12 protein-coding genes are annotated in these 17,273 nt (G+C 62.4%); 4 read left to right on the forward strand and 8 right to left on the reverse strand.

Features of this window, described 5'->3' with window-relative positions:
- Window positions 1-115 precede the first annotated feature (115 nt).
- The 6 genes from MU848_RS13180 to MU848_RS13205 all read right to left on the reverse strand — a co-directional run bounded on the left by MU848_RS13180 (window position 116) and on the right by MU848_RS13205 (window position 5,820).
- Window positions 116-1,153, reverse strand: coding sequence for a hypothetical protein (locus MU848_RS13180; RefSeq protein WP_247233012.1), 1,038 nt, complete (start codon window positions 1,151-1,153; stop codon window positions 116-118).
- Entirely contained in the window at window positions 1,150-1,476 is a 327-nt protein-coding gene (locus MU848_RS13185; RefSeq protein WP_247233014.1) for a hypothetical protein, read from the reverse strand. The genes MU848_RS13180 and MU848_RS13185 overlap by 4 nt, the downstream gene beginning before the upstream one ends.
- Window positions 1,477-1,536: 60 nt before the next feature.
- Entirely contained in the window at window positions 1,537-2,142 is a 606-nt protein-coding gene (locus MU848_RS13190) for a hypothetical protein (protein WP_141397874.1), read from the reverse strand.
- 136 nt (window positions 2,143-2,278) lie between these two features.
- Entirely contained in the window at window positions 2,279-2,905 is a 627-nt protein-coding gene (locus tag MU848_RS13195; RefSeq protein WP_097093173.1) for a response regulator transcription factor, read from the reverse strand.
- A gap of 138 nt (window positions 2,906-3,043) precedes the next feature.
- Window positions 3,044-4,348: an NtaA/DmoA family FMN-dependent monooxygenase gene (locus MU848_RS13200; protein ID WP_247233022.1), complete on the reverse strand. Its 1,305-nt coding sequence runs from the start codon at window positions 4,346-4,348 to the stop codon at window positions 3,044-3,046.
- 197 nt (window positions 4,349-4,545) lie between these two features.
- Window positions 4,546-5,820, reverse strand: a complete 1,275-nt coding sequence (locus MU848_RS13205) for an MFS transporter (protein ID WP_247233024.1) — start codon at window positions 5,818-5,820, stop codon at window positions 4,546-4,548.
- Between the two features lie 313 nt (window positions 5,821-6,133).
- Here MU848_RS13205 and MU848_RS13210 point away from each other — a divergent pair, with 313 nt between their 5' ends.
- Window positions 6,134-7,180 (forward strand): hypothetical protein, encoded by a 1,047-nt coding sequence (locus tag MU848_RS13210; RefSeq protein ID WP_247233026.1) that lies wholly within the window; start codon window positions 6,134-6,136, stop codon window positions 7,178-7,180.
- Between the two features lie 151 nt (window positions 7,181-7,331).
- Here the strand turns inward: MU848_RS13210 and MU848_RS13215 are convergent, their stop codons facing one another.
- Both MU848_RS13215 and MU848_RS13220 read right to left on the reverse strand, forming a co-directional pair.
- Window positions 7,332-9,605: a TonB-dependent receptor gene (locus MU848_RS13215; RefSeq protein ID WP_247233028.1), complete on the reverse strand. Its 2,274-nt coding sequence runs from the start codon at window positions 9,603-9,605 to the stop codon at window positions 7,332-7,334.
- 477 nt (window positions 9,606-10,082) lie between these two features.
- On the reverse strand, window positions 10,083-11,066 hold the full coding sequence (locus MU848_RS13220) for an alpha/beta hydrolase (protein WP_247233036.1): 984 nt from the start codon (window positions 11,064-11,066) through the stop codon (window positions 10,083-10,085).
- 177 nt (window positions 11,067-11,243) lie between these two features.
- Between MU848_RS13220 and putA the strand changes: the two genes are divergently transcribed.
- The 3 genes from putA (at window position 11,244) to MU848_RS13235 (ending at window position 17,255) form a co-directional block, all read left to right on the forward strand.
- Window positions 11,244-14,849 (forward strand): trifunctional transcriptional regulator/proline dehydrogenase/L-glutamate gamma-semialdehyde dehydrogenase, encoded by a 3,606-nt coding sequence (gene putA / locus MU848_RS13225; RefSeq protein WP_247233045.1) that lies wholly within the window; start codon window positions 11,244-11,246, stop codon window positions 14,847-14,849.
- 124 nt (window positions 14,850-14,973) lie between these two features.
- The gene (locus tag MU848_RS13230) at window positions 14,974-16,602 is read left to right on the forward strand and encodes a sensor histidine kinase (protein ID WP_247233046.1); all 1,629 of its coding nucleotides are present in this window, start codon (window positions 14,974-14,976) and stop codon (window positions 16,600-16,602) included.
- Entirely contained in the window at window positions 16,599-17,255 is a 657-nt protein-coding gene (locus MU848_RS13235; protein WP_201516193.1) for a response regulator, read from the forward strand. The genes MU848_RS13230 and MU848_RS13235 overlap by 4 nt, the downstream gene beginning before the upstream one ends.
- Window positions 17,256-17,273: the final 18 nt, after the last annotated feature.

Below are 17,273 nucleotides of genomic sequence, written 5' to 3' on the forward strand. Positions count from 1 at the left end.
CCCCGACGAGATTGGAGATACGGCCATTCACGCGGCCAACCCATTCAGCGGCCAGCGAAAAACGCCCTAACTTCAGGAGATAAGCCGCTATACCGGACGATATAGCGGGAGGACCCTAGAGCCCCGCGCAGTTGATCGCCGATGCGGCGGACACGATGGGGGTGAAGGTGATGCTGATGATGTCGGCATAGTTGGTGGCGGGTGTCTTGGCCGCGCCGCCTTCCTTCAGCGTGGCGCGCAAGGGGAGCGTGCCCGCTTCGCCGCCGACGCCCGCACGGGCGCAGGTGCGCGTGCCGAAGGATGCGTTGGACGTGACCTCCTGCCCCAGGAAGCGGGCGCTGTAGCGGATCGTTTGCGCGGCATCGCCCAGATTGCCGCCGGGGAAGGTGAGGCGGAAATCATTTTGCGATCGCACCTGCACTTCATAGGCGCCCGAACTGCGGACCTTGAGCGCATTGGCCGATGATGTGGTGTAACGGTCCGGCGCAGCCTGGACCTGCGCGGTCGTCACATCGCCGATTTCGCCGAAGTCGAGCGCCGCGCCTGCATAATAGGCCTGGAGCGCGCTGACGGTGTTGACGTTGATCCTGATCGACCCCGTTTCCCGCGTGGGCACCGGCACGCTCAGCATCCCGCCTTCCCCCGAACAGATGTAGAGCATGTCGAGGATGATCGGATCGCCCGCGGACAAGTCTGTGCCCGGCGGCACCGACACGCGCAGGTTTAGCGCGGCCGACAGATCCGAGGAGAAGAGACCGCCGAAGTCGTAGCGGATCTCTCCCGCTGCGCCCGCGCCGCCATCCTTCGAATCGAGCGAGCGGGGACGCCCGGCGGTCGATCCTTCGGGATAGAGGACGCGATAACCGCGATAGGTGACTTCCAGCGGCGGCGTGCCCGATGGCGCGGTAAGGACCAGGCTGACCTCATTCGTGCGGCCGGTGAGCAGACCACGGTTGCGCCGCAGGATCAGCGGGATGGTGACTTCGGAAAGGCCGGTGGGGGAGAAAGGGTCATAGGTGATGCTGGCAGGCGCGGTGGCATTGCCGGTGACGCCGCAGACGGAGGATATTTGCGTCTGCGCCTTTGCGGGGACCGCCGTCAGGATCGCGCCGGACAAGGCGGCGATAATCAGCCCGGCTTTCCAGCCGATCACAGTTGCGGCGAGACGATGATCTCCAACGCGGTGCGGGCTGACAGCTGCGGGCCCAGCGGCTGTGCTGTTCCGGCAGTCTCCAGGACGCGAACGCGCGATTGCAGGGCGGGACGCGCCTGATTGCAGATCGCGCTTCCCTGCGTGGCGGGTTGCGGCTGCAGGGCCGCGTTCGAAATCCAGCATCGCGGCGCGACATGACCGACCACGTCGAATTGCGCCCCTGCCTGCGCCTGAACCGGCGTGAGGAACAGGATCGCCGCCATCCAGGCGAGCGGGCGCTTGACTGTCTGGCTGCTGGCCGGAGGGGAGATTGTCCGCGTCATCGATCATGACAATGCTCTCCAATCGTGAAAGATCACTCATTCTAACTACTTATCAGCATTTTAAGGAGAAACGCTAACCGTGATGGACAATGTGTCGCTGTAACGGCCCGCGACCAGCGTGTCGGCCCCGGAATAGGCAGGGGCGCTGACGCGGAGATAGGAGCCGTTCGCCTTCGTCGACGCGCCCGCAAGGCGCAGCCCCTTGGTCTCGCCAGCCACCCCGGCAAAGCTGCAAGCGCCGCCCGAAGCCAGCGCCGAAGCATCGCAGGAGGCAGAAGCGCTGGTCCCATTATCCGCCACCATGCGCAGCGCGACCTGATAGGGCGCCTTGGCGGCATAGCCCTGTCCGCCCGTCGCGGACCCCGCCATGCCGCCATTCGCCGACGAGATGGCGATGCGCGACGCGCCGCTGCAATTGAGCTGGATCGCGAAATCCCTGGTGAAGCCGGTCTGGTCGAAATCCGCCTGGTCGATGCTGCCCGAAGGCGCGCCGCCGGTCGCGAAGCCGCAACGGCCGCGCACGGAAGCGCGCACGTCGACGCCAACGGTGATGCTGTTCACCGATCCCTGACCCGCGGCATAGGCGGTCACCTGCGCATGCGCGGGCTGGCCGGCAAAGCCGAGCGCCGCCACCATCGCCATGCAGAGGATCAGAAACCGCGTCATCATTCGCCCATCATGCGCGGTCCACGACCGCTGCCATGATCGGCAAATGCCCGCTGTGCCACGGGACGGCCATTCAACCCGTGGCGAGAAGCGCGCTTACCTTCGGATGAAAGCGCCTATCTCTTTGGGTATAATGTCAGTCCTCGCGGTCCTGGCCGAGCAGGATGAGTTCGGTCCGGCCGCGCAGCCCGAGCTTTTCGAAAACCTTGTGCAGATGGACCTTAACCGTCCCTTCGGTCAGGCCCAGTTCGTCGGCGATTTCCTTGTTGCGCAGGCCCCGCTGGGCGAGCGAGGCCACGGCCCGCTCGCGCCCGCTCAGCACCGCGAAGGGATCGCGCGGCGCGTCCGGCGACATCGCCAGTTGCATAGCCCGCTGCATGACTTCCTGGTCGAGCCAGCGCCGCCCCTGCGCCACGGTTTCCAGGCATGTCAGAAGGTCACGGGGCGCGGTCGATTTGATGACGATGCCGTCCACGCCCAGTTGCATGGCCTCCTTCGTCGCCTGGTCGTTGATGCCGCCGGTCAGCAGGACGACCGGGCGATTGTCGCCGCGATGACGCAGCGTCCGCAACACGTCGAGGCCGGTGCGCTCGGGCATGCTGTTGTCGAGGATCAGCATGTCCGGCCGCGCCTTGGGCAGTGCGTCGAGCGCCGCCGTGCCGGTGTTCACAGTGGCGACCACTTCGAAGTTGGTCTTGTCCAGCAGCATACCGATGCCGCTTAATGTCAGCGGATCATCCTCTGCCACCAATATGCGCGTCATTGCGACCTCTTTATCGTGTTTTTTCAGTTCAATGCATTATCATCCCGTTCCTTAGACGCACAATATGGTCTTGCAAGAGGCGAGCGGCCAGTCGCAACAGGCCGCTGTTGGCTGAACGAAGGCCAGTCCGCCGCGAAACTAAAATTCCCGCAGGATCTCGCGCAGGGTCGTGCCCTCATATTCGGTGCGGACGGCACCCGCCTTCTGGAGTGCGGGAATGACGCCATCGAGCAGGGCTGGAAGCTGGTGGTTGTAGCCCGATCCTTCGATCAGGATGCCGTCGCCGCCCACTTCGTCCATCACCGCCATCAGCTGGTCCGCGACCTGCTGCGCCGTGCCCCTGAAGCGCGCATTGCTGCCGCCTTTCCCCGTAGAGAAGAGGTCGCGCAGGGACTTGCCCTCCTCCCGCCCGGCCTTCTTCATATGTTCAAGCGCACTAGTATGGCCGCCAGCGACAATGTCCTGCGGCACGGGCGCGTCGAGATCATATTGCGAGAAGTCGATGTCGAGCGACGACGACGCCATGACGATATTATGCTCGAACGCGGCCTGCTTGTCCGCCTCCGTCATTTCGCGGACTTCGCCATTTTCGGGGAGGATGTTGAGCGGCGTCAGGAAGAAGACCTTGATGTCGTCGGGATTGCGGCCCTGCTTTTCGGCGCGGTTGCGGATGTCATCGCGATAGGCCTTCATGCCCTTGACGCCGCCCGTCATCATGCCAAGGACGACCTCGGCATTTTTGGACGAGAAATCACGCCCGCGATCAGACGCGCCCGCCTGCGCCAGGACAGGATAGCCCTGCGGCGATCGCAGCGTGTTCAGCGGGCCACGTGAGCGGAAATGCTTGCCCTCGAAGTTGACGGTGTGGACCTTTGTATGATCCACATAAACACCGGTTTCAGTGTTCGCGACCAGCGCGCCCTCTTCCCAGCTGTCCCACAGCTTCTTGCACAGTTCGACGAACTCATCGGCGATGTCGTAGCGTTCGCTCGGCGGGAGCAGCTTTTCCAGGCCGAAGTTCAGGGCGGCGTTCTTCTCGCTCGACGTCACCATGTTCCAGCCTGCCCGCCCCTTCGTCAGGCTATCAATGGTAGAGAGCAGCCGAGCGAGCAGATAGGGCGGGTAGAAAGTCGTGGAGGCGGTCGCGATCAGGCCGATGTGCGACGTATCCTGCGCCATCAGGGGCAGGAGCGGCAACGGGTCGAGCTTGGGCGCCAGGGTGGCGTTCTTGAGATCCAGCTCCATGGAGCCGCCATAGCGGTCACCCACGATCGTCGTGTCCTCGAAGAAAATGAAGTCGAACTTCGCGGCCTCCAGCATCCGGGCCAGCTCTTTATGGTAAGACCCATCCGCCCATTGCGAACCGAACTCCGTGCCGTCACCCGGCCAGGAGGTGGCGCCGAACTTGGTGAAATAGCCGAGGTGGAATTTCTTGTGGGCCATCTCCGGAAAACCTCTCTTGCGATTATCTCAATCCGACTTTCTCCCTCCAATCTTCTGAAGGGCGGGTCCGCCAAGGCCGTATGACTAGCGCTTTACCGCTCCTCAAAATTCTCAATCGTTGGCGTTGTTCAACATTTATCAAGCGCGCGCCGAGCGGTCGACCGGCAGCCTGAAATGTTCCGGATGGCTGGAAGAATTCAGGTCGGGTTGACGGGCGACAGGACGGCTTCCGGCATGTCGCTCCCCGATCCACCGTTGCGCGCAAGATATCTGCTGATGCCGAAGAATATGGCGGCCGCCGCGCCGCTGGCTATCACCACTGCGATGAAGACGGGTTCATAATTGCCCGCATAGTCGCGCAACCAACCTGCGGCGGGAGACATGAGGAAGGTGAAGGGAAGCGTCATGACACCCAGCAGGCCGAGCACTTTCGGCAGCGCCTCGGCCCCATAGATCTGCACCACCAGCGCGTTGAGCGGCGGGAACACCGATGCTCCACACAGACCTATGAGGAACGAAGAAACAACCAGGGCGGGCATCCATCCGGTAATCGCCAGCAGGACCCAGGCGATGGCAAAGCCTACTCCGGCCAGACCCAGCGTATTGGCAGCACCAATGCGGTCGCAGGCGTAGCCGGAAAATAGGGAACCCATGATGCTCGACGCGCCGGACACAGCGAGCAACATGGCTCCTGCCTCCATCGACGCCTTATATTCCGTGACGATTGGCAAAATGTGCGCACCCCCGGTAATAGCGGTGCCGTTCAGGATGCCGTCTGCCACCGCGATCATCCAGAACATCGCGCCGCCAAGGATGACGATATGGCGAGAACCCAAGCCCGGGCTTTCGGCAGGCCCTTGATCGTCCAGCGCCTCCATCGGCGGGTCGACCACGCCCAGCATCAAGGGCAGCAACAGCAGGTGCAGGGCGGCGAGCGAGAGAAAGAAGACCTTCAGCCCATAAGTCTGGACGATGCTGACGCCCACCACCGGAATGACCGTCGTAAACAGGGGCAGATAGGTGATGCCCATCACCTTGCCGCGCGCTTCGGGATACCAGCCGCCCGCCAGTACAGCTGGCGGAAGGGCGGCAAACAAGGCCGCGCCAGGTCCGATCAGAAGACCACAGGCCGCGAGTGCGAACAGCATGCTCGGCGCATAGGCAAGGGAGATATATCCGATGAGGGAGAGCAGCACTCCTGCCGGCATGATCCGCCGCAGACCCCAGCGGGCGATGGCACCCGCGATCAGCGGGCCGAACGCAGTCATGGAAAGAACGGCAAGGGAAAGCGCCATCGCCGCCATGCCCAAAGATGCGCCATAACGATCCTGCAGCGCGAGAACGGTTATGGCCAACCCGCCGAAAGCGCAGCCGGTGCCGGTATTCTGCGCAAGCATGGCGCGAACCAGCATGCCGCGTCTCAGTCGCGCCGCTCCCGTATCAAATGCATCCGCGCGCACATGTTCCATCATGCAGTAACCGCCTTATCCGGCCGGCGGGCATCCCGCGGCCGTTCCAACATTTTCCGGAAGACGGCACTCGCTTCACTCAACTCGCGCACTGCTTTCCCGAAGCCCGCGGAATTGTTGGTCCACGTCAACCTTTAGTCAAGCCCCTCTTTTCACTCTCGGCAAGGACATGACCTTTGCAGCACGGGATTGACAATCGTTGAGCTTTGTCCACTCTTTCCCGGCGCGGGATTTAGGCTGTCAGGGCGCAGCGATCCGCAGCGCCGCTATTTTGTGCGCCAGTTAGAAGAAGCCTTCGGGCTATGAGGAAACGGCCATGAACAACAACGCATTCCTGCGACCCGTCGCAGAGCCGCAGCTGGTAGAAGCCGCCTTCAGCGAAGATCAGCGTCAGAGGCTTTTCAACGTCATGCGCGACAAAGGTCCGTGGAAAACGATCCTGTCGCAGGAGTTCTCTTCCCCTGAAGAAGTGATCGCCACGACGTCGGGAAGCCTTCCCGAAGGCTTTGTGCCCACATGGGACATGTTCCTGAGCCCCGTGTTCCGCGCGACCCTGGGACGCGGCCATGCCAGCCTCTACCCCGAAATCGAGGATTGCTTCCTCAATTTCAAGTTCCTTGAACTGGTGCGCGGCTATTGGAACGCCAAATATGCGACGCCGAACCTGATGCTCTGCAACATCCAGGGTCCTTCGGGTTCGGGCGGCACGCCTCACGTCGATGGCGCTGACTTCCGCGGCATCACGATTCAGAATTCTCCGTCCTGGCTCGTCGGACTGATGACCAAATCAGGGCTGTTCCGCGAGTGGCAGATCAAGAAGGCGCAGGTTCTGACCTGGTATTATAAGGGGCAGATCGGCGGGGGCTTCACTTACTGGCCCGATGGTCCTCAGGGCCAGCCCAAGCAGCTGTACGCGCCGATGTGGGGGCGTGCCGCCGTGGTCGAGAATGAGGTCATGTATCATGGCGCCAACTCCTGTGGTCCGGAGCATATGCGCAGGCCCGAGGGTCTGGCGATCGACTCCGTCATCGCGGCCGATCCGTCATCCAGCGACTGGCAGATCAAGACCGACGGCAAGGTCATCCAGCAGCTGCCCGCCGACGAAGTCCGGTTCCTGGTCCATTGGGGAGCGGACATTTTCATGGACCTGGATGAAATGTCGCTGGTGCTCGATCATAGCGATGACCTGTCGCATGAGCGGGTGTTCGACATCTTCCTGTCGGAACTGCGCGCTCGCGGCGTTCCGTTCAAGATGCCGACGGATCCGCTGCATGACGGGGAGTTCATCCAGTTGCTGACCGCCCATTTCGATCCGGGCCTGCCCACGATCATGCCGCCGGAATATGGCCTGGCGGCTGAATAGGACCTAAGGACAGGCACGCGGCTGCCCCGCGTGCCGCCGCCCTGACCGAAGATCGAAGAGAGGGCCCGCAGCTTGCGCAGCGGGCCCTCTCTTTTGCCTTGGCTCTGACATTCACCATGATGCCCGCCCCCTGTTGGGGGCGAGCCCATGATCAGAAGGAAAGCCGCGTCTGAATACCGAATTCACGGCGCTGATCATAATTGATCGCCGTGTAGCCAGTCGGCGTGCCGAACAGGTCGAAGATTTGGCCCGGATCGACATTGTCCCGGCGCTGGTCGAAGACATTGCGCACAAAGAAGTTCACCTCCGCACCGATCGGCGTCCTGACGCCCGCGAACGCATCCAGCTTGAAGGAATTGGGGTAGCGGATGTTGGAGTTCGGGTTGACCCGCTTGCCTTGATAGCGGCCCAACAGGCGCACGAAGGTCTGGAAATCGTCCGGCAGATCTATGCTATATTCCGTGTTGAACGACGCCTGGAACTTGGGCAGCGCGGACAAGGCGCTGTTGGACGAACAAACGCTGTAATAGCGCCCGGGTTGTACTGCGGGTGCTCCGCCGAAGTCGGGGTTGCCGTCATTGTTATAGTCGTTGCAGGGAATTTCCGCATTGTCATATTTGGCGTCTGTATAGGATGCCGAAAGCTGAGCATTCCAGTTGCGCGTGATCTGCCCGCGCAGCTCCATTTCAACACCGCGCACGATTGCATCACCATTATAGGTCAAGTTGGTGGCGGAGCATCCGTCCTGAGTCCCAGGTGTCGACGGATCATAGTCACAGGCGATGCCGTTGACCCGATTAATGAAGTTGTTGAACTTCTGGTAGAAGGCCGACACGGCATAGGTCAGGCGATTATTGAACAATGTGCCTTTCGCGCCGACTTCGAAAGAATCGGACTTTTCCGGGCTCCATCTATAGAGGGAAGTGGGAATGCGGCCCGGACCTCCATTGGTCGCAGCCTCGGTCGTGTCAAACCCACCGGGGCGATAGGCACGTCCGTAATTGCCATAGACGATCAGGCTGTCGGAAAACTCATGCTTGTAGCTCGCCGTGCCGGTCCAGGCGTCATATTTTGACGGATTGGTCGGGTCATTGATCTCGTTCGTTGAATAGCGCAGGCCGACGTCCAGCGTGTCCTTGTCGGTGAAGTTGAAGGTCTGCGTCGTGAAATAGCCCCGATCATGCGATTTCGTCGGAGTGCCTCCACCCAACGGCAGACATGGCAAGCCGAAACCGGCCAATGGTCCGGGCGTAGCTTCGCAGTCACCGTTCGCACCCGTATAGTCGACGAGGCCAGTGAAAGGTGACTTCACGTCGTTAAAGTAAACGCCGAAGCGGTAGATCCAGAAATGTTCGCCAGTCCGCTCGAACCGCAGTTCGTTGGTCAGGGTCTTCGTCTTGATGTCGATCCGCTGGAACAGCTGAACCGGGAGTCGGAACCCAGGACCAAAGGACAGCAGCCCGTTGCCAAGATCAAGATCGCGCACGGTGTTGAAGTCGTTGTTCTGATAGCTTCCGATGTAGCTGAGCAGGTGACCGCCGAAATCATAGCTTGCATTGACGATGGTGGCGCGTCCCTTTGTGACGAACAGATTGTCGCCATCAGTGATCGCGGCGCGGTCATCCGGACCGATAAAGCCGAACTCGCCAACAGGTGCACCTTCCGCACTGACTACGGGGCGGAGCTGCCTGACCTTCGAACGGAATTGCTGGTGCATCACGAGGATGTCGAGATTTTCTGTCGGATGCAGCAGCAAGGATATGCGACCGGCGTAAGAGCGCGAGCGGTCGGTGTCGCCCGTGAGGATGTTCCTTACGCCATTCCCATAATTGAGGTCGTAAAGACCGGCGACGCGAAGGCCGACCTTGTCGGTCACCACGGGAATGCTGACGCCGCCCTGCAAATTGACGGCTTCGCGATCGCTATAGCTTGCACTGCCGCTTACCTCGAACTTCTGCAGGCTGGGCTGGCGCGTGCCGATCAATATCGCGCCGGACGGACCCGTCCCGCCGCGCAGTGTGCCCTGGGGACCACGAAGCACCTGGATGGACCCGATGTCGAATTGAGCCTGAAGCGCCTGTGTGGGATCGAACGGGACTTCATTGAGGTAGATGTCGACCGACCGGTTCGTCTGGCTGTCCTGATCGAATGCCACGCCGCGCAGAGACACGGCCTGCTGACGGCCGTCGCCCGACGAGATCGACAGACCCGGCACGAACTTCGCGACATCTTCAAAGCGCGTGATGTTGAAGCGCTCCAACTGTTCGCCGTTGACCACATTGACGGTCTGCGGCGTGTCGATCAGACGCTCGACGCGCTTCTGCGCCGTCACCACGATATCGGCGGCGTTACCGCTACCCGCGGCTGCTTCGACGTTCTGCACCTGCGTTGCCGGCTGCGCAAAAGCGGGCGCGCTCGTCAGCATCGTACCAATTAAAAATAGAGTTTTCCTCACATTCATCCTCCCTGAATTTGCCCGATATGAAGCCGGGTTTTTATGGCCTTCCCAGTTGTCTCGACCCGAAAGACAGCGTTGTCACGATCCAGCCAGAGAATTCCGGACGACTGAGCCTTACCCCAGCGCCCGGACGGCCAAACCCATTCTGTTTACTTCAGCATCTCTCTCCTGCCCGCAGCGATAAGGGCAGATTCACTCGAAATCAAGTCGATGGCGTTCGATTTCAAGCTGTTTGAGCAAATAATGGCTTAATCAAATCCCCGTTGACGCTGTCGTAGCCTTGTCACGTCCGAGCAAGGCAGCATCATTTACATGGGTCGGCGAGATCAATTCTTGAAGTTGTACCGTAACTTAAAGCCGAACCGGCCCTCGCCGCAGAAAGGGCTAGCCCTTCAGCGGTGCGCCGCACGCCCGCTCCCCCTGAAGCCTCTGCCCTTCCACGCATCAGCCTTCCGACCTGCCGATGTCCGCCAGGAACTCCACCATGCGGGCGCTGACTTCGGCCGCCCGCTCCATCTGGAGCATATGTCCAGCTTTGGGCAGGATCTCGACGCGGCGCAGGTCGGCATATTGGCTTGGCAATTTCGCCAATGGATCGTCACCATGGAAAGCTTCCATGTCCGTGTCATTCTCGCTTGTCAGGAAATAGAAGGGCACGGGGTTGGGTATATTCTCGAACTGGCGGCGATAGGCCCAACGCAGGTCCATGGCGCGATACCAGTTCAGCCCGCCCAGAAATCCGGATCGGGCATAGTCGCTCACGAAAAACTCAAGCTCCAGATCGCTCAGCCACGGCCATGGCAATGGCGGCGCTTCGGGCAGGGCATCGAGATAGGATGTCCCAGGCGGGTGCTTCCAGACGTCGACATAATGATAATCGCCTGAGAGAGCGTAAAAGACCCGCTTCAGAAACGCGCGCGGTTCTGCATCGAGCGCGGCTTCGGCAACGCCCGGCTGCCGCGTGAAATAGTCGATATGATAGAAATGCCTTTGCCCGAGGTCGCGGGCGGCGGTCAGCGGCGAGCAGTCCGGGTCATGAGGCCAGGCCGGATTCCCCAGCCCGATGATTGCGCGCATGCGTTGGGGCCAGTGATAGGCCATGTCGTAAATGGCGAAGAGCCCGAAATCCAGCCCGGCAAAGACAGCCCGTTCCTCGCCAAGATGGTCGAGCAAGCCGACAAGATCGCCCATCGTATGCTGAACATCATAGGCTTCCTCTTCGACCGGGGCGCTTGTCTGCCCCATGCCGCGCAGATCGAAGGCGACGACGCGATATCCGGCGGCAGCTATAGCCGCGATCTGGTGCCGCCAGCTGAACCAGCTGTGCGGAAATCCGTGGGCCAGCACCACCAGCGGCCCCTGGCCCTGCTCGACATAATGCATGGTGAGGCCATTGATATCGGCCCAATGATGCCGCCACTCAGCCATTGGCCTCTCCTCCCTAGGGCAGCAGTTTCTTGCCCGGACGCCAGTAACTACACGCTCGCGCTTGCATGCGCAAAGCGGGACTAGCTCACTTTCTGTACATTTTGCGTTGCGGGAAGTCGGAATTCAGCGCGTTCTATCCATATATGACGCCTAAGATCTTTGGATAATTTGCTGGCCATGCCCCATCACGCCGTCTTCGACGCCTTCGCGCCCCCGATCCGATCGCAAAGCCCGCTTCGGCAGGCGATCACGGCCGCCTATCGCCGCGATGAAGCGGCGTGCGTGGCGCCGCTGCTGGAGGCCGCAACTTTGGATGGGCTGGACCGGGAAGCGGTCAGGCAAATCGCCCGCCAGCTGGTGACGACGCTCCGGGCCAACCGCAGCGGCAGCGGCGTGGAAGCGCTGATCCAGGAATATTCGCTGTCCAGCGAAGAGGGCGTTGCGCTGATGTGCCTTGCCGAAGCATTGCTGCGTATCCCTGACGATGCGACCCGGGACGCGCTGATCCGCGACAAGCTGGCTGGCGGCGACTGGAGCGCCCATGTGGGCGGTGGCAAATCGCTGTTCGTCAATGCGGCCACATGGGGACTGGTGGTCACGGGCAAGCTGGTCGGCAGCGTCGATGACCGTGGGCTTGGCGCCGCGCTGACGCGTCTGGTGGCGCGCGCCGGGGAGCCGGTGATCCGCCGCGGCGTCGATCTCGCCATGCGGATGATGGGCGAACAGTTCGTCACCGGAGAGACGATCACCCAAGCCTTGAAGCGCGCGCGCAACCTGGAAGCGAAAGGCTTTCGCTACAGCTATGACATGCTGGGCGAGGCAGCGGCGACCGCTGCGGATGCCGACCGCTATCATGCCGACTATGAACGCGCCATCCACGCGATCGGAAAGGCGGCCGGTGGGCGCGGCATCTATGAAGGGCCCGGCATTTCGATCAAGCTGTCCGCCCTTCATCCCCGCTATGTCCGGGCGCAGGCGGAACGGATCATGGGCGAACTGCTGCCCCGGGTGAGGCAGCTGGCCCTGCTCGCCAAGCGCTATGACATCGGCCTTAATATCGATGCCGAGGAAATGGACCGGCTCGAACTTTCGCTCGACCTTCTCGAAAGCCTGGCAACCGATCGCGACCTTGCCGGATGGGACGGCCTGGGCTTCGTCATCCAGGCCTATGGCAAGCGTTGCCCGTTCGTGATCGACTGGATCATCGACCTTGCCCGGCGTTCCGGGCGCCGCATCATGGTTCGTCTGGTAAAAGGCGCCTATTGGGACGCGGAGATCAAGCGGGCGCAAGTGGACGGCCTTGCCGACTTCCCGGTCTATACGCGCAAGGTGCATACCGACGTCGCCTATATCGCTTGCGCGCAAAAGCTGCTTGCGGCACCGGACGCAGTCTTCCCGCAGTTCGCGACGCATAATGCCCAGACGCTCGCGACCATCTACCGCATCGCCGGGCCGGATTTCAGGAGCGGCCAATATGAGTTCCAGTGCCTGCATGGCATGGGCGAGCCGCTGTACGAGCAGGTGGTGGGCAAGGACAAGCTTGACCGGCCGTGCCGCATCTATGCGCCGGTGGGCACGCATGAGACGCTGCTTGCCTATCTTGTCCGCCGCCTGCTTGAAAATGGCGCCAATTCCTCCTTCGTCCACCGCATCGGCGATCCGGCGGTTCGGCTGGAAGATCTGACCGCTGATCCAGTCGAACTGGTCCGCGCCATGCCCCATCCGGGAGCCAGGCATGACCAGATAGCGTTGCCTGCCCATATCTATCCCGATCGCCGCAATTCGGCGGGTTTCGATTTGAGCGACGAGGCAACGCTCGCCGCGCTCTCGCAAGCCCTTCGCGAAAGCGCAGAGATCGGCTGGACGGCAGCCCCGACTTTCGGGTCAGGCGAAGAGCGGGCGATCGTCAATCCCGCCGATCATCGGGACAGGGTCGGCACGGTAATGGAAGTGGCGGCGGAAGATGCCGCCGCCCTTGTCGCCCACGCCGCCTCATCGGATTGGGGCAGCAAGTCCGTGGACGAGCGCGCTGCGATATTGGAGCGCGCCGCCGATGCGATGCAGGCGCGCATGCCGATCCTGCTCGGCCTGCTGATCCGAGAGGCTGGAAAATCGCTTCCCAATGCCATCGCGGAAGTGCGCGAGGCGATCGATTTCCTGCGCTATTATGCAGTGCAGGCACGCACCAGCTTCGGCGCCGAGCAGCAGCCCTTGGGCCCCATCATCTGCATCAGTCCATGGAATTTCCCCCTGGCGATCTTCACCGGGCAAGTCGCCGCCGCTCTGGTCGCGGGCAATCCGGTGCTCGCCAAACCGGCGGGCCAGACGCCTTTGATAGCGGCGGAGGCCGTGCGCCTGCTGCACGAGGCGGGCGTGCCGGCCCATGCCCTTCAGCTGACCCCCGGCGATGGGCTGTTGGGCAGCGCCCTTGTGGCAGCGCCGGACACGGCAGGCGTCATGTTCACCGGCTCAACCGCTGTCGCGCGGCTGATCCAGGGCGAGCTTGCCAAGCGGCTGTCCCCTGCGGGACGCCCTATCCCGCTGGTTGCCGAAACGGGCGGGCAGAATGCGATGATCGTCGATTCATCCGCCCTTGCAGAACAGGTGGTGGCGGATGTGCTGGTGTCGGCCTTCGACAGTGCTGGCCAGCGCTGCTCCGCGCTTCGTGTGCTGTGCCTGCAGGAAGAGGTGGCGGATCGCATCCTCCTGATGCTGAAGGGCGCACTGCGTGAAATGCGTCTCGGTCGGCCCGACGCGCTGAAGGTAGATATCGGCCCTGTGATCACGGAGGAGGCCAAGGCCGGGATCGAAAAGCACGTCGCCAGGATGCGCGCGCGCGGCGCACATATCGATCAACTCGCCCTTCCTGTCGAGGCGGCGCATGGCAGCTTCGTCGCGCCGACGATCATCGAAATCGGCGATATCGCAGAGCTTGAACAGGAAGTTTTCGGCCCCGTCCTGCATGTCGTGCGGTTCCGGCGGGAGCGGCTGGATGCGCTGATCGATGCGATCAATGCGACTGGCTATGGCCTGACCTTCGGCCTGCACACCCGCCTGGATGAGACCATCGCGCATGTCACGGCGCGCGTTCAGGCGGGCAATCTCTATGTGAACCGCAACATGATCGGCGCGATCGTGGGCGTCCAGCCGTTCGGCGGGCGGGGGCTGTCGGGAACAGGCCCGAAGGCGGGCGGGCCGCTCTACCTTGGCAGGCTGGTGGCCCGGCCGCCCGTCCTGCGTCACCGGGCAATGGATGCCGCTTCGCCGATCCATGATTTCGCCGACTGGCTGGAAGCGAAGGGTGAATGGGCCAACGCGGCAAAAGCTCGCGACTATGCCGCTGCCTCTACGCTGGGAACCAAGCTTGCGCTGCCGGGGCCGGTGGGGGAAAGCAACCTCTACAGCCTTCACCCCCGTGGCCGGATAGGGATGAAGCCGAGCACGCGGCATGGCTTGTTCGAACAGATGGCGGCGGTGCTGGCGACCGGCAACCAGGGCGTGGTCGAAGAGCCGCTGCCTGACGATCTGCCGCCCCATGTCGCCACCGCCTTTTCCGCTTGGGCGGACGGCCCCTGTTCCGTCGTCCTGGTGGAAGGCGACGGAATGACGGTCGCCCGGGCGGTGGCCGAAGTCGCGGCGATGCCCGGGCCGATCATCCCGGTCCATGCCGCCGACCAGGACCAGCCCCTCGCCTATCATTGCGACTGGTTGCTCGAAGAGGTGTCGATATCGATCAACACCACTGCCGCTGGCGGGAACGCCAGTCTGATGATGATCGACTGATGCGCGCGGAATTGGCCGTTGCCTTCTGGCCTCTTATCCATAATCGCATTTGTGCATCATGTAAGTTCGTGACAATCCTCGCAAAGATATGCGTACGCGCAAAATGCAAGAACCGGCGCCGCGCATGTTGGCGGCATTACGAAGAAGCTCTCTTCTGGGACGATTGCGCGTTGGTGCCGATCCTGAATGGCTGATATCGGCGGGCAGGCTGGTCACGGTGCTGTTCGCGGCCTTGGCCATATACCTGGACCCGACACGCCCGGCCGGTTTCCTTGCCGAAGCGCATTTGCTGCTGGCAAGCTATATCGCCTTTTCGCTCTGGCTGGCCCTGACGCCGCCGCGCTGGCCGCTGGAAAGCAAGCTGCATCTGATCATTCACGGCATAGACCTGCTGGCGCTTGGCGCGCTCGTCTATCTGACGGATGAGCTTAGCAGTCCATTTTTCCCTTTTCTGCCGTTCATCCTGCTGGCGACGACGCTCCGTTGGGACATGCTGGGCGCCGTGCTGGGCGCGGTCGTCATGCAGCTGTTGCTGGTAGCCCTGGGATGGCAGGATTTGCAGGATGGGGAGTCCGAACTCAACCTGTTGATCATGCGGTCGGCCTATTTCCTCGTGGCGGCGGCCATGCTCGGCTATTTCGGCGCATGCCGCGCGCGGAGCAGCCACCGCTTCGCTCAACTGGCCAGCTGGTATCCGGCCCCCGCCCCGACGGACCGGCGACTGTTGTTGAGCGACATGCTGCGTCATGCGTCGGAGCTTCTCGGCGTCAGCCAGGTGCTGCTGCTCTGGCAAAATCAGAAAGGCTCCGGCGGAACCGTCGCATTGTGGGGCGCGGGGGGTCTCAGGATTGCGGAAATCGATGATCCCTCCTTCTGGCGCGCCAGAAGCCCGAAGCGGGAATGGAAGGAGCTTTTCCGGCGCGGCGATGCAGCAGAGCTGGACGCGATCGCCGCCGCCGCCGGGTGGGAGAAACTATCTGCCGACCCGGCCGGAGTGCGATCAGCTCCCGTAGGGAGCGCCGGGAGCGCGGACAGGCTGTTCGTCATCGGCTCCGCCAATCATCACGAAGAAACGCAGCATCTGACGCAGATCACCGCGCTTCGCATCGGGCATGAGCTGGAAAGATGGGAGTTGATCCATGCGATTGCCGACAATGCACGCGGGCAGGAACGCATCCGGCTGGCGCGCGACCTGCACGACAGCGTTCTGCAGGAACTGACCGCCGCCTCGCTGAAACTGAAGGCCGCCGGCATGAGCCTGCCGGAAGGCGCCCGCGGGGCGCTCGACAGCGTCGCGAGCGTCATGGCCGAACAGCAGCGCCGCATCCGCCTGTTCGTCGAGGGCAGCCGCGACACAGAAGCGCCGCCCGTGCGCCTTCTTTCCCTGTCGCTCGCCCAGAGCGCCGATGAACTGGCCGACCAATGGGGATGCGATATCGCCCTGTCGATCGACCCGCCCGACATGGAGGCGTCAGGCGATCTTCACCGTGAACTCAGGCAATTGCTGAGCGAGGCGACAGCCAATGCGGTGCGGCATGGCGGCGCGACCCGTTTGTCCGTTGAACTGAACCAGCAGGATGACGCCCTGCGCCTCACCATCTCCGACAATGGCTGCGGCATGGTGCCGGCATCCGGCCGCAAGCCCGGCTGGCCGCGATCCTTGCGGGCGCGCATTCGGGACCTGGGCGGCCGCATGGACATAATGCGCTACGCGCCCGGGCTGGCGATGCGGATCGAGGTGCCTTTGCAATGAAGCATTCGGTTTTCCTGCTGGATGATCATCCGGTGGTGCTGCACGGCCTAGCCGAACTGGTCGCGATGGAGCCCGATTTCCGCGTCGTCGGCAGCATGACCGACGGCACGGCGGCTTTCCAGGCGATCGACCGATTGAAACCCGACATCGTGGTGCTGGACATCAACATGCCCGACATCAGCGGGCTGGCGCTGTTGCGGCGCATAAGGATGGCAAATCTGCCCGTCCGGCCCGTCTTCCTGACCGCATTGATTACGCCCCAACAGCTATCCGAAGCGATCGAAAACGGCATTTGGGGCGTCGTGCTGAAGGAAGCAGCCCCCAACACGCTGATCGACTGCCTGCGGAGCGTCGCGCGTGGATGCCAATGGCTGCCACAGGAAATGGCGCGTCAAGCCAACCGCGTCTGGCGCGATGACGGCCCGTCGCTCGGTCTGGCCGCGCTTACCCCGCGCGAGATGGAGATCGCCGCGCAGGCATGCCGGGGCCTTTCCAACCGCGACATCGCGCGACAATTGGGCGCTGGCGAAGGCACGGTGAAGATCCATCTCCACAATATTTTCCAGAAGCTGCGCATCACCAACCGCACCGCTTTGGCCGCCATCTATTTCGAGGGTGTAACGGTCGCAAATGGTGAGCCTCCGAAGGGCTAGGCCACGGCCCCTTGGGAG

It is taken from the genome of Sphingobium agri (assembly GCF_023051225.1).
In the GTDB taxonomy this organism is placed as follows: domain Bacteria; phylum Pseudomonadota; class Alphaproteobacteria; order Sphingomonadales; family Sphingomonadaceae; genus Sphingobium; species Sphingobium agri.